Consider the following 19,112-nt stretch of genomic DNA (forward strand, 5'->3'; position numbering starts at 1 on the left):
GCGGCCCCTGTAGGAGCGAGCTTGCTCGCGATCTTCTAAAGACCAAAAGATCGCGAGGCAAGCTCGCTCCTACAAGGGGTGTTGCTGTTAAAAACCGATTGTGCGTTTAGACCGTGACGTGCAGGCGTACGTCAACATTGCCGCGGGTGGCGTTGGAATAAGGGCAGACCTGGTGAGCTGCGTCGACCAGCGCTTGGGCATCGGCTTGCTCCAGGCCCGGCAAGTTGACGTTCAGATCAATGTCCAGGCCGAACCCGCCAGGAATCTGGCCAATACCCACGTGGGCCGTGATCGACACGTCAGCAGGGAGGCTGCGCTTATTCTGACCGGCCACAAACTTCAACGCGCCGATGAAGCAGGCTGAATAGCCGGCAGCGAACAGTTGCTCGGGGTTGGTGGCTTCACCACCGGCGCCACCCAGCTCTTTTGGGGTCGCCAGTTTAACGTCGAGAATCTTGTCACTCGAAACAGCGCGGCCATCACGGCCACCGGTAGCGGTTGCAACTGCGGTATAGAGAACGTTCATGGTTGTCTTTCCTGGCGATAGTTGACGTGAGTGGGGGTATTTATCTTTAGCGCTAATTGTTTGCGCGCTAACAAGATGAAGGCGAATTTATCGTTCAAATAGTTTGTGCGCAAGTTAATTTTTTGGAAGACAGTCAAGATGTTTCTATCTTGCTGATTTAACTGGATTTTATGCAGCGAGTTTTTTAAACGGCCTTAGGGCTGTTGAGCCGGCCGTCGGCAGGGCAGCGCAAAGGCTGGCCCTGTGGGAAAGGTCTAATCAAATACTGTCTTGCAGATTGCGGCGTAGCAGCAGCAGATTTTTCTGAATGTCTTGCAGCTTCTCCAGGCTTAATCCGCTGGCCGCGAGAATGCACTGCGGAATATGTTTGGCCTGTTGATGCAGGTCTTTTCCCAGCTGGGTCAAGTGCAGATGGACCACACGCTGGTCTTCATGGCTGCGGACTCGGCTGATCATGCCCTCGACTTCCAGGCGTTTTAGCAGCGGTGTCAGTGAGCCCGGGTCGGTCAACAGCCGAGTGCTGACTTCTCCGACCGTCAGGCCGTCCTTTTCCCATAGCACCAGCATCGCCAGGTACTGGGGGTAGGTCAGGTTCAGCGCCTGAAGATGGGGTTTGTACACCTTGGTCATCATCAGGGAGGTGGAGTGCAGAGCAAAACACAGCTGGTTTTGCAGCAGCATGTACTCACAACTGCCAGCGCCGGCCGTGGCGGAATGATCGTCGACAGTCATTAAGTGATCCTTTGAGTCAGAAGAGCCAACAATTTAGCGCCAATACCTTTAGCGCACAATGTAGTTTTCGGGAGCTGGATCGCGTCATGACGTGCTGAAAAAGGCCCGTCGATTCGCCTCAGAGCCATGAAATATTTGTTAATTGTCGCGAACCGATCCGGCACCGACCATGGGCGCGAGTCAACACCAATTACGCTATTTCAGCACGAGGAAAACGGGTTCCATGCATCAGAAAAAACCTTCAGCGCAGCACACCGCATTTCACCGGCTGCGCCGCCTCAGCCTGCGCACGGCGGGTGCTGTCGCCATCACGCTCGTGACGTTGGGGGGCGCACACGCGGCCACGTCCGGCACCCAAACCATCAAGGCCTACAAGCTGTGCACCGGCGCGGACAACGACTCGCATGTACTGCAAGGGACCATCGACCAGACCGTGCGCAACGACGTGACCGCCATTCACTTCAAGCAAACCCCGGCGCACGCCTCTTATGGTTGGCATAACGACCCGGAGCCGCAGTACGTCATGACGCTGTCCGGTACGTTAGCCTTCGAGACACGCACGGGAGAGAAATTCACCCTGCATCCGGGCGAAGTGCTGGTCGCCGAAGACAACACCGGCTCAGGTCATCGCTGGAACCTGATCGACGATCAACCTTGGCGCCGTGGGTACGTCGTGCTCAAGCCGGGTGCTGTGGATTCGTTCATCCCCAACGATCCAGTAGCCGCCAACGTATGTAAAACCCTCTAGTTCAACTGTGCTCAGGCCGCTTGGCAGCAAGCTGCGCCAAGCGCTCTTGCATGCCGGTGCTCGCAGCGGGCCCGGCCTTGACGCGGCAACGCTCAAGTGCCACAGCACTCCCGTCGACAGCGTCCATCGTCACCACCTCAATCGGGTGTTGGGTCTGCGTATCGACGATCTGCAGGCTTTCTCCCTCGGGCGTGTAATGGCGGTTGCCCCACGTGATGAACGCCATGATCACGATTTTGAAATCCTCTCCCACCGGCGTAGGCACGTATTCATAGCGCGGTGGACGTTCGCTATAGGCTCTACGCTCCAACAACCCTTCTTCGACCAAGGTGTTGAGCCTGCGTGTGAGCATGTTCGGGGCGATTCCCAGGCTCTGGGAAAACTCATCAAAACGCCTCAAGCCTTGAAGCGCATCGCGCATGATCAAAATGCTCCACCACTCTCCGACTTTTTCCAGTCCTCGAGCAATCGGGCACTCAGCGTTTGTCAGCGATTTGCGTTGCATTGCGGTTCCTCTGTGCCGTGGTGTCGAAAAGATTCGCTCACCCGTGTTACTTTCATAATGATAGTTACGTCTCTGTACTGCTACCAGGCAAAATTTATGGAGTTAAGCCATCGTGAATAAACGCATTGTTGTGACGGGCATGGGCGCCGTAACCCCGCTGGGCTGTGGTGTAGAACAGACCTGGAAACGTTTGTTGGCCGGGCAGTCCGGGATCCGCAGGCTACCAGAGTCACTGGTCGGTGATTTGGCGGTCAGTATTGGTGGTCAGGTTCTTGATCGCAATCAAGACCCCGAAGCGGGGTTTGAGCCGGACACGTTAATCCCCGCCAAAGAGCAACGTAAGATGGACCGCTTCATTTTGTTTGCCCTGGCAGCGGCTAAAGAGGCGCTGGAGCAGGCGGGTTGGGCGCCGCAAACCGCCTCGCAGCAAGAGCGAACGGCGACGATTATCGCCTCCGGTGTTGGCGGATTTCCAGCGATTGCCGAAGCCGTGCGCACTGCCGACAGCAAGGGGCCACGGCGCTTGTCTCCCTTCACTATTCCCTCGTTCCTCAGCAACATGGCGGCCGGGCATGTGTCGATACTGCATCAGCTCAAAGGCCCGCTCGGGGCGCCGGTCACGGCCTGCGCCGCCGGGGTACAAGCCATTGGCGATGCGGCCCGAATGATTCGTGCGGGCGAAATTGACGTGGCGGTCTGCGGCGGAGCTGAGGCGTGCATTCATCGGGTGAGTCTGGGTGGTTTTGCGGCTGCGCGTGCGCTGTCGCACAGCTACAACGAAACCCCTGAGCGGGCGTCGCGTCCATTCGATCAAGGCCGTGACGGCTTTGTCATGGGCGAGGGCGCAGGTTTACTGGTGATCGAAGAACTGGAGCATGCCTTGGCCCGAGGCGCCAAACCCATCGCCGAACTGGTGGGTTACGGCACCAGCGCCGACGCCTACCACATGACTGCTGGCCCTGAAGATGGCCAGGGTGCGCGTAGAGCGATGGAGCAGGCGATCAAACAGGCGGGGATCAGCGCCGCGCAGATCCAACATATCAACGCCCATGCAACGTCCACCCCGGTGGGCGACAAGGGCGAATTGGCCGCGATCACAACGGTGTTTGGTGCGGATTCGACTGTTGCGATCAGCGCCACCAAATCGGCCACCGGGCATTTGCTGGGCGCAGCAGGCGGCATTGAGGCCATCTTTACCATCCTTGCCTTGCGTGACCAGATTGCCCCGGCAACGTTGAACCTGGAGACCCCGGATCAAGCCGCCGCCGGGTTCAACCTGATTCGCGGGCAGGCAGAAAAACGGGCGATTGAATACGCGATATCAAACGGGTTCGGATTTGGCGGGGTCAATGCGAGCGTGCTGTTCAAACGATGGGATTGATCGTGTGCTCAGTCCTCACTCATCCGCGCGTTGGTGGGTGAGTGAGGATGTTGTTCAAGCAGGTCGCCGGGTCAGATCTTGACTTGCCGATCAGCCAGCGTGCCGCGGTTTTTTTTGCGACGGTCGGCGTAGCGCCATTCGTCTCCGGCCTCAAAGCTTTTGATACGGTCCAGGACTTCTGAACCCCCCGCGAGGTGCATTTCTTTTTCAAACAGCTCGCGCAGCCCTTTGCGCTGTTGCAAGCGCACCACCGTGGTTTTCAGGAAGGCTGAATACTCATTGGCGGTCATTTCGAAGGTGTTCTGGATGGCGGCGTCTACAGGTGCGATGTCATGTGCGGCAGGGCGGCTGAAGTCTGTGCAGGGAATGGGCGCAGACGCCTTGTCACTGCGCAGCAGCGCGTCATACATCGCATAGGCTTCCTCGTAGGTCTGTTTGAACGCCTCATCTTCCAGCAGTTTCAGTGCTGTTTGATGGTGTCTTTCGGCCCGTTCCAGGATCGACTCAATGTGCTCTTGTTCCTGGCGTTGCAGCGCCAGCATCCGGCCTGTGGCGGTGCTGACTTCTTGTTCGCGGTACGCCAGATCGGTCGTCAGATCCTTGACCGGCTCTTCCTCGGGTTCATCCGGGCGCCAGAAAATCTCACCGTACTTGATGTCTTCCCGGCCCGGGATGGGCGGCGGCAGGGCTTTGGCTTTCGCCTTGGCTTGCGCTGGAGCGGTTTTTGGCACTGACTGCGAGGCACTGCCTTCGTTCTCGCTGGCTTTTGATACAGACCGCTTCAGCAACCAGACCGTGCCCCAGATGACACTCAACTGGAGCGCGATGAGAGGAGGCCAGAACAGGCTGAAAACGGTCACAGCCGTCCAGATAAGCCCGATGGGCAGGAGCAACCACTTCGGTCCCAAGTAACGGGCTAAAACTAACGTCAGAATAATTACCAACTGGTACAGCGCAATGGTCACGTCTTTCCCTCCCTAGATTTAGTCGTTCAACTAAGGGGGCGGATAATCTCAAAGTGCTTTCATTCTGGCTATCCGTTTGTCGCGAAAGCCGACGAATCTCCGGTCACCATTCAACTGACATGGCCTAGCCATTTATGTGTTTTTTGGCTCTAGGTCATTAGCCATCGCGGCCCTACAGTGAGCCCATCTTTTCTTCTATGGTTGACGAACATGGACTACACGCTTCAACACCTCGAAGACGAAACGGCCTTACACGCCAGTTTTGACTTGATGCGGGTTCTGCGCCCACACCTTTGCGACCCCCAAGCCTATGTGGCGCAGCTCTTGCGCCAGTTCCAACAGGGTTACCGCTTGCTGGCGGCCTGGCACGGGCACACCCTGGTCGGGCTGGCGGGCTACCGCACGACAGAAAACCTGATCTACGGGCGTTTTGTGTACGTCGATGATCTGGTCGTCAGCCCGCAGCGACAGGGTTCAGGCCTGGGGGCTAAGCTGCTCAGCGCTGTTCGCGAAGAAGCCGTGCGCCTTGAGTGTGAAAACCTGGTACTGGATACCGGATTACACATGGCGTTGGCGCAGCGCTTCTATTTTCGGCAAGGGTTACTGGCCCGAGGCATGCACTTCACGCAGACACTTAACGAGAACCGCGCATGAAAACTGCACTGTTGATCAACGCAAGCCCCCACGGCCGTTTTTCCCATGCCAGTCAGTTGGCTCATGAGCATGTGGCCGCTTTGCGCACGCAGTATCCAGACCTGGAACTGATCAAGCGTGACCTGGGCGAGCACCCTTTGCCCCCATTGGGCATTGAATACGGGGCTGCTTTAGTCACGCCTACGCCATTTGAAGCGCCGGTGTTCGACGTGTCTGAAACGCTGATTCGCGAACTGGAAGGCTGCGACATCCTGCTGATTGCCACGCCCATGCACAACTTCACCCTGCCTGCGGCCCTGAAGCTGTGGGTTGACTACGTATTGCGCATCCATCGCACCTTCAGCTCGGGGCCAGAAGGCAAAATCGGTCTGCTCGCTGATCGCCCGGTCTATGTACTGGTGGGGTCGGGCGGTTTCCATCAGGGGGAGCGGGCGCGCCAACCCGATTTTTTAACCGATTACCTGCGCGCGGTGCTCAACACCCTCGGGCTGTTAGATGTCCATTTCGTCTACTTGCAAGGTTTGGCTTTTGGCGAAGACGCCGTCGAGGCGGCGCTGCTGGAGGCCCGCGAATGTCTCGCGGGTCATCAGATGTCGCGGCTTCAAAGCTCTAGCTTGTAGCCGACGCCATACAACGATTGAATCGGATCTTGCCCTGGACACGCCTGTGCGAGTTTGCGCCGCAGGTTGCGGATGTGACTGTCGACGGTGCGGTCGGTGACCACCCGGTGATCGGAGTACAGCTTGTCGAGCAATTGGTCGCGTGAGAACACCCGGCCTGGCGCGCGGGCAAAGGTGTTAAGCAGGCGCCACTCAACCGGCGTCAGGTCCAGCGGCACGCCATCGAAGGCGGCACTGTATTGGGTTTCGTCCACCTGGATGCGTGATTGGGCCACCGCCGCCATCTGTGGGTTGCGGCGCAGGATAGCCTTGACCCTGGCCACCATTTCACGCGGGCTGAACGGTTTGCAGATGTAGTCGTCGGCCCCTAGATCAAGCCCTAGCAGTCGATCAACTTCTTCGACCCTGGCAGTGATGATGATGATCGGCACTGCGCTGAAGCCTCGCAGCTCTTTGCAGATTTCCAGGCCGTTGCGGCCCGGCAGCATCAGGTCCAGAAGAATCAGCCGCGGCGCGTGAGCACGCACCCATGGCACCACTTCAAGGCCGTTATCCAGGCAATGGATCGCATAGTCTTCGCGCGACAGATAATCGCGCATCAAGGCGGCCAGTTTGGGCTCGTCTTCAACAATCAGAATACTCATGCTTCACGCCTTGAGGGGTAAGCGCAGGCACAGCCAGAGGCCGCCCAGCGGAGAGTGATCGGCGGTCAGGCTGCCGCCGTGGGCGAGGGCGATGCTGTGACAAATCGCCAGCCCCAGGCCCGCGCCGCCGCTGGCCCGGTTACGCGAGGCTTCGCCGCGATAAAAACGCTCGAACAGGCGCGGCAGTTGCTGCGGGTCAACGCCTGGGCCGGAGTCCATCAGGCTGACACACACGTTCTCGCCGTCGAGTGCGGCACTGATCACCAGCAACCCGCCCGCATCGGTGTAGCGCACGGCGTTTTCCAACAGGTTGCTGAACAGCTGTTGCAGGCGTTTGGCGTCCGCGTCCAGTATCAGTGGCTGAGCGGGAAGCTTGAGTTCAACACGCAACTGCGCGGCGTTGCAGCGCTCTTGATACATCGCCACCGACTCTTCCAATAAGGTATTGAGCACGCATTCGCTCTTGCGGTAGGTCAGCGCGCCTACATCCGCCAACGACAGTTCATACAGGTCATCGACCAACTTGCTGAGCATCCCGACTTCCCCTTGCAACGACTTCATTGAGGTGTGATCAAGGCTGCGCACGCCGTCTTCGATGGCTTCCAGTTCGCCGCGCAGGATCGACAACGGGGTGCGCAGTTCGTGGGACACATCGGCCATGAATTCGCGGCGCATTTTTTCGTTGCGCTCCAGGGTGAAGGCCAGTTGGTTGAAGTCGCGGGCCAATTGGCCCACTTCGTCATTGGACGACACGGCCACGCGGTTGCTGTATTCCCCGGCGGCCAGTCGGTGAGTGGCGGCGGCTACACGCTTGACCGGGTCGAGCAAGGTGCGGGCGATCCACCAAGCGATCAGCATCGCCAACAGCAACGACAGCACGCCAACGGCCAGGCTGGTCTGCAATTGATACTGCTGAAAACGCTCGCCTCCGGCTTCGGTCACGCTTTGAAAAGGGGTGACGGCCAGCCAGCCCACAGTTTTACCGTTGACCTCGATGGGGCGCAGCAACGCGTCGTCGCCGATGGAGGGGTAGCCGGTGACGCGCTTTTTGTTCTGGTCGAGCAAGGCAATCCGAAACAGCGCACCGGTGAGATCAGACGGCAGCGGATTTTTAAGGTCGTGGGTGCGCACTTCATCTTCAGGTTCGGGGCGCATCACTTCGAACCACCGATCCGGATGGTTGCGCAAGAACTCCCAACTGCCTTCGCGCTCGTACGCACTGGCCAGGCGCGGCAACACCGGCCCCATGCGCTCCAGCGCCTGCTCGTTGAGGTAGCCCAGAAAGCCGCGGCCAAAACTCCAGCTGGTGGCCAGGCCCATGCTCAGGATGACCAACAGCACACTGGCAAGGATCGCGATAAACAGCTTGGTGGAGATGCTCAGCTTCATGGGCTCGGGTTTGTGAGTGAATGGCCTGATCATTTAGGCCTTCGCAGGCCGAAGATTCAAGACGTAAGGGCAATCTTCAATTTTCCTGCACATTTGCCTTGCACGATGGCGCATGGCTCAAGCCACTCCACTTGCAGAGGCAGACATGTCGACCAAAATTTTCGCTAAATCCGTGGTGACCGCGGCGGTTGTCCTTTCCTTACTGGTTCTTTTCGTGTTGAGCGGCTGCTCGGCGGGAGACGCCACGCCCGTGACGGCGCCCCCAAAGGTCACGGTCATGACCGTGCAGCCGCAGCCCCAAGCGTTGAGCACTGAATTGGCCGGGCGTACCCAAGCGTTTATGGTTGCCGAGATTCGCCCGCAAGTCGGCGGCATTGTTCAGCAGCGGCTATTTGTTGAAGGGGCTGAGGTCAAGGCCGGGCAGGCGCTGTATCAAATCGACGCCGCGCCCTACAAGGCGGCACTGGCCGAGGCGCAAGCGACGGCGGCCAAGGCGCGCGCCACACTCAAATCGGCTCAGTCGACGGCGACGCGTGACGCGGCGCTGGTGAAAATCGACGCCATCAGTCAGCAAGACAACGAAGACGCACAGGTCAGCCTGCTGACTGCCCAAGCCGATTTGCAAGTGGCGCAGGCCGGGGTGGACACCGCGCGGATCAATCTGGGCTACACCCGCATCAGTTCGCCACTCAGCGGGCGTATCGAAACCTCGACGGTTACGCCTGGCGCATTGCTGGTCGCGGCGCAAACCACCGCGCTGACCACGGTGCAGCAGTTGGACCCGATCTACGTCGATGTCACGCAATCCACCACGGAGTTGCTGCGCCTCAAACGCGACTTGGCCAGCGGAGCCTTGCAGGGCAACAGCGAAGGTGAAGCGCCGGTGCTGCTCACACTTGACGACGGCAGCACGTATAACCATGCGGGCACGCTCAAGTTCAGCGGTGTCACCGTCACCGAAGGCACCGGCACCGTGACCCTGCGCGCCGTGTTCGCGAACCCCGAGCACCTGTTATTGCCGGGCATGTATGTACGCGCTGTGCTGGACCTGGCCGTTGACGATAAAGCCATCCTGATCCCGCAAAAAGCCGTGACCCGCAGTGCCAGTGGCGTGACCTCGGTGCTGGTGGTGGTCGGCGGCAAGGTTGAGCAGCGTGTGCTGACCATCGACCGCGCTGTGGGTAATCAGTGGTGGGTGACGGCGGGTTTGAACGCCGGTGATCAGGTGATTATCGAAGGCGGGCAGAAAGTCCGGGTCGGTGCCGAGGTGCTGGCGCAGAACAGTGACAGCCGGGCTCTGCCGACGCGTCAATCCACCACTGCAATTGCGCAGGGGAACTGAGCATGGCGCGCTTTTTTATTGATCGACCGATTTTTGCCTGGGTCATCGCCATCGTCATCATGCTCGCCGGGGCAATGTCGATTACCCAATTGCCCCTGGAGCAATACCCGGACATCGCGCCGCCGACAGTGCGAATTTCTGCGACGTACACCGGCGCTTCGGCCAAGACCGTGGAAGACTCGGTGACCCAGATCGTCGAGCAGCAAATGACCGGGCTCGACAAGCTGACCTACATGTCGGCGTCCAGCAGTTCGGCGGGCAGCGCCAGTATCAACCTGACCTTCGACGCCGGAACCGACCCCGACGTGGCGCAGATGCAGGTGCAAAACAAGCTACAGCAGGTCGAATCGCGGCTGCCGAGTTCGGTGCAGAGCGAGGGCCTGACAGTGACCAAGGGCGGCTCGGACTTCTTGATGATTGCCGCCCTGGCGTCAGACAACCCAAGCGTCACCGGCACTCAGATCGGCGATTACATTTCCAGCACCTTGCTCGATTCCATCGCCCGAATTGATGGCGTGGGCGAGGTGAAAACCCTGGGCTCGGGCTATGCCATGCGCATCTGGCTGGACCCGGCGCTGTTGAAAAAATACGCCTTGATGCCCTCGGATGTGTCCACCGCGCTAGAGGCGCAGAACACCGAAGTCTCGGTTGGCCAACTGGGTGCCTTGCCCGCGGTGGCGGCGCAACAACTGAATGCCACCATCACGGCGCGCAGCAAGCTGCAAACCGCTGAAGAGTTCCGCAATGTGGTGGTCAAGTCCAGCAGCACGGGCGCCATGGTGCTGCTCGGCGACGTTGCCCAGGTTGAACTGGGCAGCGACAGCTACGACGTGAATTCCGCCCTTAATGGCAAACCGGCAGCGGCGATGGGCGTGCAATTGGCCACGGGCGCCAATGCGCTCAAGGTCGGCGAAGCCGTCAAAGCCAAACTCGCGGAACTGCAGCCGTTTTACCCGACCGAAATGCAGCTTAAAAATGTGATCGCTTACGACACCACGCCGTTTGTGAGCCTGTCCATCGAAGAGGTGGTCAAGTCGCTGGGCGAAGCCATCGTGCTGGTGGTGCTGATCATGTTTTTGTTTCTGCAAAACTTCCGCGCCACGCTGATCCCGGCGATCACGGTACCGGTGGTACTGCTGGGCACCTTTGGGGTGCTGGCGCTGTTTGGTTATTCGATCAACACCCTGACCATGTTCGCCATGGTGCTGGCCATCGGCTTGCTGGTGGATGACGCGATTGTGGTGGTCGAAAACGTTGAGCGGGTGATGAGTGAAGAGGGGCTGTCGCCGCTCGAAGCCACCCGCAAGTCGATGGCAGAAATCACCAGCGCCCTGGTCGGTATTGCCTTGGTGTTGAGCGCGGTCTTTATCCCCATGGCGTTCTTTGGCGGCTCCACCGGGATCATCTATCGCCAGTTTTCGGTGACCATCGTCTCGGCCATGGTGCTCTCGGTGCTGGTGGCCATGACCCTGACACCGGCCTTGTGCGCGACCTTGCTCAAGCCTTCGGATGCTGAAGGGCATGGCCCGAAAACCGGGTTCTTTGGCGGGTTTAACCGCACCTTTGATCGCGCTGCCGAGGCCTATCAAAAAATGGTCGGCGCCATACTGCGCCGTGGTGGCCGCAGCCTGGTGGTGTACCTGCTGGTGGTCGCGGCCATGGCGGGCGGTTACGCCAGTTTGCCGACCTCATTTCTGCCCGATGAAGACCAGGGCATTTTGATGGCTCAGGTGCAGTTGCCAGTCGGCGCCACTGATGACCGGACGCAGGCGGTGCTCAAGCAGTTTGAGAGCTACATCCTCGAACAACCCGAAGTCGACGCGATGATCAGCATCTCCGGCCTGGGCATGGGCGGTAACAGCCAGAACTCGGCCCGTGCCTTTATCCGCCTCAAAGACTGGAGCGAGCGCAAGGGCGCGGGCCAGGACGCGGCCTCGATTGCCGAACGAGCCACTAAGGCGCTGACGAGCATCGGTGATGCCGACGTGTTTGTGATGCAACCGCCCGCCGTTCGCGGCTTGGGGCAAAGCTCCGGTTTTGACTTGCAACTCAAGGACCTCGCCGGGCTAGGCCACGATGCGCTGGTCGCCGCCCGTGAGCAATTTATTGAACTGGCGAAAAAAGACCCGCGCCTGCTGGGCGTGCGCAGTAACGGACTGGACGATACGCCGCAGCTCAAGGTCAGCATCGATGACCGCAAGGCAGGCGCTTTGAGCCTGACCACCAGCGACATCAACGCCACCTTGTCCACCGCGCTGGGCGGGACTTACGTCAACGACTTCCTCAATCAGGGCCGGGTGAAGAAGGTGTATGTGCAGGGCCAAGCGTCCTCGCGCATGCAGGCAGCGGATCTGGACCATTGGTTTGTGCGCAACAGCAACGATGAAATGGTTCCGTTCTCGTCTTTTGCCAGCAGTTCATGGAGCTACGGCTCGCCGTTGCTCGAACGCTACAACGGCAGTTCGTCGCTGGAAGTGGTGGGCGACCCCGCGCCGGGCGTGAGTTCCGGGGCGGCGATGGACGCGGTGGAAAGCATCGTCAAGCAATTGCCCGAAGGCATCGGTTACGAATGGACCGGCCAGTCATACCAACTGCGCATGTCGGGTTCGCAAGCGCCGTTGCTGTACGGGGTATCGGTATTGTTTGTGTTCTTGTGCCTGGCGGCGTTGTACGAGAGCTGGTCGGTGCCGTTTTCGGTGATGCTGGTGGTGCCGCTGGGTGTGGTGGGTGCGGTGTTGGCTACCCGTTTCACCGGCTTGAGCAACGACGTGTACTTCCAGGTGGGGCTGTTGACCACGGTGGGGCTGGCGGCCAAAAACGCGATTTTGATCGTGGAATTCGCCAAGCATCTGCAAGAGCAGGGCAACAACCTGATCGACGCCACCTTGATTGCCGTGCGCCAACGTCTGCGCCCGATTCTGATGACTTCGCTGGCCTTTATGTTTGGCGTCTTGCCACTGGCGGTGAGCAGCGGTGCAGGTTCTGCCGGGCGTCGCGCCATCGGCACCGGGGTGCTGGGCGGCATGTTCAGCGCCACTCTTTTGGGCGTGTTCTTCGTCCCGCTGTTCTTTGTGCTGATTCGTCGGCGCTTCAGTCGCGTGAGCACCACTGACCGTACAGGTGAAGCATGATTCGTTTTCGTTGGCCTTTAATGGCAGCCTTTGTGTTGCTGAGCGGCTGCATCAATCTGGCGCCCACCTATGAACGCCCGCAGGCCGAGGTGGCCGAACAATGGCTGCCGGGCACCAGCGTGCCCAAGGGGCAAGCGCCGGCGGACATTAAATGGCAGCAGTTCTTCACCGATTCGCGCCTGTCGCAGCTGCAAGCGCTGGCCCTGAGCAATAATCGCGACCTGCGGGTGGCCACCCTGAACATCGAAAAGGCGCAGGCGCAATACCGCATCCAGCGGGCGGCGGCTTTTCCGGGGATTGATGCCAGCGTGACCGGCACTCAAAGCCACACTTCCGGGACCACCAGCCACGATTACAGCGCCCAACTGGGGCTGAGCAGCTATGAGCTGGACCTGTTTGGCCGCGTGCAGAACCTTGAAGACGAGGCGCTGGAAGCCTACCTGTCGCTGGCCGAAACCCGGCGCAGTACGCAGATCAGTCTGGTGGCCGAAGTGGGCACTGCCTGGCTGACGTTAGCGGCAGACAACGAACGCCTGAAACTGGCGCAAGAGACGCTGATCAGCCAGCAGGCCACTTACGACCTGACCCAGCGCAGCCATGGGCTGGGCGGATCGTCCGGGTTGGCGGTGTCTGAGGCGCAAACCACCGTGGAGTCGGCGCGGGTCGATATCGGCGTGTATGCCAGCCAGGTGTTGCAAGACCAAAATGCCTTGCGCCTGTTAGTGGGCAGCGAGATCCCGACGCAGTTGCTGCCCGGCGACAGCCTGCAATCGGTCGCCATGCTGGTGCAGGTGCCGGGGCAATTGCCGTCTACGCTGTTACAGCGTCGCCCGGACGTGCTGGCGGCGGAGCACACGCTCAAATCGGCCAATATCGACATCGGTGCGGCCCGAGCGGCGTTCTTCCCCAGCATCACCCTGACGGCCAGCGCGGGCTCAGCCAGCTCTAGCCTGTCGAGCTTGTTCAAGGCGGGCAGCGGCGCCTGGAGCTTTGCGCCGAGCATCAGCCTGCCGATCTTCGACGCGGGGAGTAATCAGGCGACGTTGGACTCGGCCAAGGTCGAACGCGAGATTGAAGTGCAGACCTACCAGAAAACCCTGGAAACCGCGTTCAGCGAAGTGGCCGATGCCTTGGCCGTGCGCAGCACCCTGGACCAGCGTTTGACGGCCCAGCAGGCGCTGACCGATGCCAGTCAAAAAAGCTATGAGCTGTCGGAGGCGCTGTACCGTGGCGGTTCGCAAAGTTACCTGGAAGCCCTCGTGACCCAGCGCTCGCTTTACAGTGCGCAGCAGGACCTGATCACGTTGCGCCTGGCTGAGCAAAGTAACCGAGTAACGTTGTACAAAGTGCTGGGTGGCGGCTGGAACCTGTAGTCGCTGCCGAGGCACGAAGGCTGCGATCGGCAGCGCAGCAGCCGTCACGGTCGCTTCGCAACCGATCGCAACGCCAGCGACTACAGGCGTTTAACACCTGATATTTCATCAACAAGGAGCTGTCATGATCACCCTTCATACCTTGCGCCAGCTGTTACTCGGCACCACGGTGCTCCTTCTGCAATTGCCGACCCTGGCCCATGCCGAAGCCCCCATCGCCGCGCTGCCCATCGTCAAACCCGCCATCAGTTGCGCGGCCTTGACCCAGACAGACTTACAGCCCATCGGTGGCAAAGGCAGCCAAGTGCTCTCCGCCAGCGAAACCACCCTCAATGGCATCACTGCCTGCGAGGTGCAGGGCACACTGGCGCCCAGTATCGGCTTCAAGGTCATGTTGCCGACCCGCACCTGGACCCAGCGCTATCTGCAAGTCGGCTGCGGCGGCCTCTGCGGGCGGGTGTCGATGCAGGTGGGCGCGGCGGACAGCTGTGCACCGCTGGACAGCGGCGGCTTTGTATTGGCGGCCACCGATATGGGCCATTCAGGCATGGACAACAGCTGGGGCAATGACCCGCAAAAGCGTGCGGACTTCGCCCACCGAGGCGTGCACCTGACGGCGCAGGCGGCGAAAAAGCTGATCGCCGCGTTCTACGGGCAACAACCGGCATATGCCTACTTCACGGGTTGCTCCGATGGCGGACGCGAGGCCTTGATGGAGGCGCAGCGTTACCCGGATGATTTCAACGGCATCATCGCCGGCGCCCCGGCACTGAATTTTCAGGTACAGAACTCGATCTATCACGCCTGGCAGGCCCGCTCCAATCAGGACGAACAGGGCAAGGCGATTCTGATCGCTTCGCGCTTGCCGATCTTGCACAAGGCGGTATTGCAGCAATGCGACGGGCTGGACGGCCAGGTCGATGGCCTGATCAGCGACCCGCGGGCCTGCCATTTTGACCCTGGCGTGGTGCAGTGCAAAGCGTCGGCCACGGACACCTCGGCCTGCCTGACCGCCGCGGAAGTCAACGCGGCGCGGCGCTTTTATGACGGCCCGCATGACCCCGCAACCGGCGAGCGCCTGACCATCGCCGGGCCGCAGCCGGGTTCCGAGCTGGCGTGGGCCGGGGTGTTTGTACCGGACAGCGTCGACCAGCCGATCAACAGCGAGAGCATGGCTCTGGATGCGTTGCGCAACCTGGCCTTCGAGCACAACCCAGGGGCAGATTTCAGCCTGGCTGACGTCAAGTTCGATCGCAGCACCTTCGATCAATTGCGCCCGTTGCATCCTCTGTACGACGCCACCAACCCGGATCTGTCGGCGTTCGCGCAGCACGGCGGCAAACTCATCCTGTGGCATGGCTGGGCCGACCCGCATATCTCGCCGCTGAACACCATCGCCTATCACCAGGCGCTGCACGTGCAGATGGGCCAGTCGAAGGCCGAGTCTTTTGAGCGCCTGTACCTGCTGCCGGGCGTGTACCATTGCGCCGGCGGTGAAGGCCCGAGCTTGCTCGACCTGCTGACGCCGATGATGTCCTGGGTCGAAAAGGGCCAGGCGCCTGCTGCCATCGTGACGCTGCAAGCCAGCAGCAAGCAGTCGGGCCCCCACGAGTTTGGCGCGCCGACCAACATGCCAGCCTTGGCGGCGAAAAAGCCGTTGATCGCAATGCCGCCGCAAGACCCGGCCAACGAGGGGCGTACACGTCGGGTGTTCCCGTACCCGGATGTGGCGGTGTATGACGGCAAGGGCGATGTGAAATCAGCCAGCAGTTACGTGCGTGGCAAGGCCAGCAACGATGAAAAAACGCCGGACTGGATGGGCTCGGACTTCTTCAAGCCTTACACACCGCTGGAGCAATAAGGCCAGTCTGGAACCTGTAGTCGCAGCCTGCGTACCTTGGCTGCGACTACGTTCAATGATGTTCCACGATCCTGGAGTTGCCATGTCACCGTTCATCCCTGTGCTGATACTGGCGGCCAGTGCACTGTTCAACCCCGCTCAAGCGGCTGACATTGCAGCGCTGAGCGTGGTCAAACCGGTGGTCAGTTGCTCGACCTTGACCAAGGTCGATCTGCAAGACATCGGCGGCAAAGGCAGCCAGGTGACCTCGGCGACAGACACCACTATTAATGGCATCGCGGCCTGTGAAGTGCAGGGCACGCTGGCGCCGAGTATCGGCTTCAAAGTGCTTTTGCCCACGCAGACCTGGACGCAGCGTTACCTGCAAGTAGGCTGTGGCGGCCTCTGCGGGCGCCTTTCGTTGCAAGTGGGGGCTGCTGCGGGTTGTACCCCTCTGAACAGCGGTGGTTTTGTGCTGGCCACCACCGACATGGGCCATCTCTTTACCGATCACCACTTTGGTGACGATCCGCAAAAACGCGCCGACTTTGCCTACCGCGGGGTTCATCTCACTGCCGTTGCGGCGAAAAAACTCACCGCCGTGTTTTACGGCCAACAACCGATTTACGCGTATTTCACCGGTTGCTCCGATGGTGGACGTGAAGCGTTGATGCAAGCCCAGCGCTACCCGGATGACTTCAACGGGATTATTGCGGGTGCACCGGCGGCTAACTTCCAGGTGCAGAAATTAATCTTTCATGCCTGGCAGACGCGTTCCAATCAGGATGAGCAGGGCCACCCCATTTTGCTCGCCTCGCGATTGCCCATCTTGCACAAGGCCGTGTTGCAGCAATGCGATGCCCTCGATGGGCAGGTCGATGGGTTGATCAGCAACCCGCGCGCCTGCCAGTTTGACCCGGCCACGGTGCAGTGCGAGGCGTCAGCCACCGACACCGCGAATTGCCTGACCGAGCAAGAAGTCACTGCCGTGCGGCGTCTTTACGATGGCCCGCATGACCCGACCACTGGGGAGCGCATGACCATCGGCGGCCCGCTGCCGGGTTCTGAATTGGCGTGGGCCGGGGTGTTTGTGCCTGTCAGCGCCGATCAGCCGACGTACAGCGAAGTGACGGCGCTGGAGGTGCTGCGCAACCTGTCGTTCGAACACAACCCCGGCGCTGACATCAAACTGGCTGACCTGCCGCTTGATCGCAGCACCTTCGACCAGTTGCGTGCGTTGCATCCGCTGTACGACGCGACCAACCCCGACCTTTCCGCGTTTGCCGATCAGGGCGGCAAGCTGATCGTGTGGCACGGCTGGGCGGACCCGTATGTCTCGCCGCTGAACAGCATCGCCTATCAGCAGGCGATGGAAGCCCAGATGGGCGCGTCCAAGGTTCAATCCTTTGAACGTTTTTACCTGTTGCCCGGTGTGTATCACTGTGCGGGCGGTGAGGGGCCGAGCCGGATCGATCTGCTGACGCCGATGATGTCTTGGGTCGAAAAAGACCAGGCACCAGATGCCGTTGTGGCGATGCCAGCCAGCAGCGAAGGGCATGCGCGCCCGGTGTTCCCTTACCCGGATGTGGCGGTCTATGACCAACAGGGCGATGTAAATTCGCCAGCCAGTTATGTGCGCGGCAAGGCTGCGGCCGATGAAAAAACGCCAGACTGGATGGGCTCGGATTTCTTCAAACCCTACGAGCCACTGGAACAATGAGGCCGTCACGCAGCGGGCCGTGAGCACGTCGTTTATCACCCGATAAGAAAAACCGATACCCGCTTAAGGATTTCCCAGAGGCGGGGCAGGCACTTGCAGCTTTAGAGTCACGCTCAGCATTCGACGTTGGGCTGATGCCTGGAGCTGGCGCCTGCGCGATCGCAATTTCTAAAAATAATAAGGTGATAAACATGACTACCGAAACGGTCGATATCAAAGCCTGGATCGACAACAGGCCTGTCGCCAAATACCAGTGGTTGATCCTCGCGCTGTGCTTTTTCGTTGTGCTGTTCGATGGTTTTGATGTGGCCGTGATGGGCTTTGTGGCGCCGTCACTGATTCAGGAATGGGGCCTGTCGCGCGCCGCCTTCGGGCCGGTGATGAGCGCAGGTATGGTCGGGCTGGCGATTGGTGCCTTGACCGCCGGACCTTACGCCGACCGCCTGGGCCGCAAGAAAATCATGCTGTTTGCGGTGACCGGTTTCAGCGTGTTGAGCCTGGCGTGTGCCTTCGCTCGCAACCCCTACGAACTCGCATTTTTGCGCTTGCTGACCGGCATCGCGTTGGGCGCTGCCTTGCCCAATACCACGACGCTGTTGGCCGAGTACCTGCCGGAGCGTAATCGTTCGCTGTTTATCACCCTCATGTTCACGGGCTTCAACATGGGCTCGGGCCTGGGAGGCTTTGTCGCTGCCTGGTTGATCCCCAGCCACGGCTGGCAGTCGGTGTTGCTGTTTGGCGGCATCATGCCGCTGCTGCTGTTGCCGTTTCTGTGGTGGCTGCTGCCTGAGTCGGCGCGCTTTCTGGCCGCCCGCAACGCGCCTGCCAGCCAGATTGCCAAGGTGCTGAACAAGCTGGGCGGGACCTTCACGGCCGCCACCCGTTTCGTCATGTCCGAACCTCAGGTGCAGCACAAGGCGCCGGTGCGCATGCTGTTCGCCGAACCCTATCGCTTCGGCACGCTGGCGTTGTGGGCGACTTACTTCATGGGTGTGCTGGTGATCTACCTGACCATGGGCTGGATGCCGACCTTGCTGCGTGACGGTGGCTTATCCATCGAGCGTGCGGCGACCATTACCGGGCTGTTCCAGATCGGCGGCACGGTCGGTGCCATCGTGGTGGGCTGGGCCATGGACCGACGCAACCCGAACGCAGTGATTGCCACCGCGTATGCCTTGGGCGGCGCATTCATTCTGCTGCTCGGTGCCTTCAGCCTGGAATCGAGCCTGCTGGCCGTGGGCGTGATGGCCGCAGGCTTTTGCATGAGCGGCGCACAAACCGGGCTCAACGCGTTTGCACCGGGTTACTACCCGACGGATTGCCGTGCTACCGGGGTGAGCTGGATGCTCGGCATTGGCCGCTTCGGGGCTATTTTGGGCTCGCTGGTCGGTGGCGCAATACTCAGCCTGGGGCTGGACCTGCCGCTGCTGTTTGCGATGCTGGCAGTCCCGGCTTTTATCGCCGCACTGGCGATATTGGCCAATGGCCGTGCACGTCGACTCGCCGTTAATCGCGCGTTGCTGGCGCAATAACTTTTTTGAA

At 60.3% G+C, this 19,112-nt stretch carries 16 protein-coding genes; 10 read left to right on the forward strand and 6 right to left on the reverse strand.

Annotated features, from left to right (window positions below; translation table 11 throughout):
• Positions 1 to 106: 106 nt before the first annotated feature.
• Together RHM56_RS07040 and RHM56_RS07045 are read right to left on the reverse strand one after the other, a co-directional pair.
• A complete protein-coding gene (locus RHM56_RS07040; RefSeq protein WP_322239893.1) occupies positions 107 to 526 on the reverse strand; it encodes an organic hydroperoxide resistance protein in 420 nt (139 codons plus the stop codon).
• A gap of 258 nt (positions 527 to 784) precedes the next feature.
• The gene (locus RHM56_RS07045) at positions 785 to 1,258 is read right to left on the reverse strand and encodes a MarR family transcriptional regulator (protein WP_322239895.1); all 474 of its coding nucleotides are present in this window, start codon (positions 1,256 to 1,258) and stop codon (positions 785 to 787) included.
• 223 nt (positions 1,259 to 1,481) lie between these two features.
• On the opposite strand from RHM56_RS07045, the gene RHM56_RS07050 reads away from it, so the two are divergent.
• Positions 1,482 to 2,006 carry a hypothetical protein gene (locus RHM56_RS07050; protein ID WP_322239897.1) on the forward strand — a complete coding sequence of 175 codons (525 nt, stop codon included), beginning with the start codon at positions 1,482 to 1,484 and terminating at the stop codon, positions 2,004 to 2,006.
• A gap of 1 nt (position 2,007) precedes the next feature.
• Here the strand turns inward: RHM56_RS07050 and RHM56_RS07055 are convergent, their stop codons facing one another.
• Positions 2,008 to 2,511 carry a helix-turn-helix domain-containing protein gene (locus RHM56_RS07055; RefSeq protein WP_322239899.1) on the reverse strand — a complete coding sequence of 168 codons (504 nt, stop codon included), beginning with the start codon at positions 2,509 to 2,511 and terminating at the stop codon, positions 2,008 to 2,010.
• 112 nt (positions 2,512 to 2,623) lie between these two features.
• Here RHM56_RS07055 and fabF point away from each other — a divergent pair, with 112 nt between their 5' ends.
• Positions 2,624 to 3,892 carry a beta-ketoacyl-ACP synthase II gene (fabF, locus tag RHM56_RS07060; RefSeq protein WP_322239901.1) on the forward strand — a complete coding sequence of 423 codons (1,269 nt, stop codon included), beginning with the start codon at positions 2,624 to 2,626 and terminating at the stop codon, positions 3,890 to 3,892.
• A 71-nt stretch (positions 3,893 to 3,963) separates the two neighbouring features.
• Here fabF and RHM56_RS07065 read toward each other — a convergent pair whose 3' ends face one another.
• The gene (locus tag RHM56_RS07065; protein ID WP_322239903.1) at positions 3,964 to 4,857 is read right to left on the reverse strand and encodes a hypothetical protein; all 894 of its coding nucleotides are present in this window, start codon (positions 4,855 to 4,857) and stop codon (positions 3,964 to 3,966) included.
• A gap of 210 nt (positions 4,858 to 5,067) precedes the next feature.
• Here RHM56_RS07065 and RHM56_RS07070 point away from each other — a divergent pair, with 210 nt between their 5' ends.
• Positions 5,068 to 5,511, forward strand: coding sequence for a GNAT family N-acetyltransferase (locus RHM56_RS07070; protein ID WP_322239905.1), 444 nt, complete (start codon positions 5,068 to 5,070; stop codon positions 5,509 to 5,511).
• The gene (locus RHM56_RS07075) at positions 5,508 to 6,131 is read left to right on the forward strand and encodes an FMN-dependent NADH-azoreductase (RefSeq protein ID WP_322239907.1); all 624 of its coding nucleotides are present in this window, start codon (positions 5,508 to 5,510) and stop codon (positions 6,129 to 6,131) included. The genes RHM56_RS07070 and RHM56_RS07075 overlap by 4 nt, the downstream gene beginning before the upstream one ends.
• Here RHM56_RS07075 and RHM56_RS07080 read toward each other — a convergent pair.
• Positions 6,113 to 6,775, reverse strand: a complete 663-nt coding sequence (locus tag RHM56_RS07080; protein ID WP_322239909.1) for a response regulator — start codon at positions 6,773 to 6,775, stop codon at positions 6,113 to 6,115. The two genes, RHM56_RS07075 and RHM56_RS07080, sit on opposite strands and share 19 nt — an antisense overlap.
• A 3-nt stretch (positions 6,776 to 6,778) precedes the next feature.
• On the reverse strand, positions 6,779 to 8,197 hold the full coding sequence (gene baeS / locus RHM56_RS07085) for a sensor histidine kinase efflux regulator BaeS (RefSeq protein WP_322239912.1): 1,419 nt from the start codon (positions 8,195 to 8,197) through the stop codon (positions 6,779 to 6,781).
• Between the two features lie 112 nt (positions 8,198 to 8,309).
• On the opposite strand from baeS, the gene RHM56_RS07090 reads away from it, so the two are divergent.
• From RHM56_RS07090 to RHM56_RS07115, 6 genes are all read left to right on the forward strand, one after another.
• The gene (locus RHM56_RS07090; RefSeq protein WP_322239914.1) at positions 8,310 to 9,506 is read left to right on the forward strand and encodes an efflux RND transporter periplasmic adaptor subunit; all 1,197 of its coding nucleotides are present in this window, start codon (positions 8,310 to 8,312) and stop codon (positions 9,504 to 9,506) included.
• Positions 9,507 to 9,508: 2 nt separating this feature from the next.
• Positions 9,509 to 12,637 (forward strand): efflux RND transporter permease subunit, encoded by a 3,129-nt coding sequence (locus tag RHM56_RS07095; RefSeq protein WP_322239916.1) that lies wholly within the window; start codon positions 9,509 to 9,511, stop codon positions 12,635 to 12,637.
• Positions 12,634 to 14,010, forward strand: a complete 1,377-nt coding sequence (locus tag RHM56_RS07100; protein ID WP_322239918.1) for an efflux transporter outer membrane subunit — start codon at positions 12,634 to 12,636, stop codon at positions 14,008 to 14,010. The genes RHM56_RS07095 and RHM56_RS07100 overlap by 4 nt, the downstream gene beginning before the upstream one ends.
• Positions 14,011 to 14,134: 124 nt before the next feature.
• Positions 14,135 to 15,871, forward strand: a complete 1,737-nt coding sequence (locus RHM56_RS07105) for a tannase/feruloyl esterase family alpha/beta hydrolase (RefSeq protein WP_322239920.1) — start codon at positions 14,135 to 14,137, stop codon at positions 15,869 to 15,871.
• A gap of 82 nt (positions 15,872 to 15,953) precedes the next feature.
• Positions 15,954 to 17,570 (forward strand): tannase/feruloyl esterase family alpha/beta hydrolase, encoded by a 1,617-nt coding sequence (locus RHM56_RS07110; protein WP_322239922.1) that lies wholly within the window; start codon positions 15,954 to 15,956, stop codon positions 17,568 to 17,570.
• 191 nt (positions 17,571 to 17,761) lie between these two features.
• The gene (locus tag RHM56_RS07115) at positions 17,762 to 19,102 is read left to right on the forward strand and encodes an aromatic acid/H+ symport family MFS transporter (RefSeq protein ID WP_322239924.1); all 1,341 of its coding nucleotides are present in this window, start codon (positions 17,762 to 17,764) and stop codon (positions 19,100 to 19,102) included.
• Positions 19,103 to 19,112 lie beyond the last annotated feature (10 nt).

This window comes from Pseudomonas sp. CCC3.1 (assembly GCF_034347405.1).
GTDB lineage: Bacteria > Pseudomonadota > Gammaproteobacteria > Pseudomonadales > Pseudomonadaceae > Aquipseudomonas.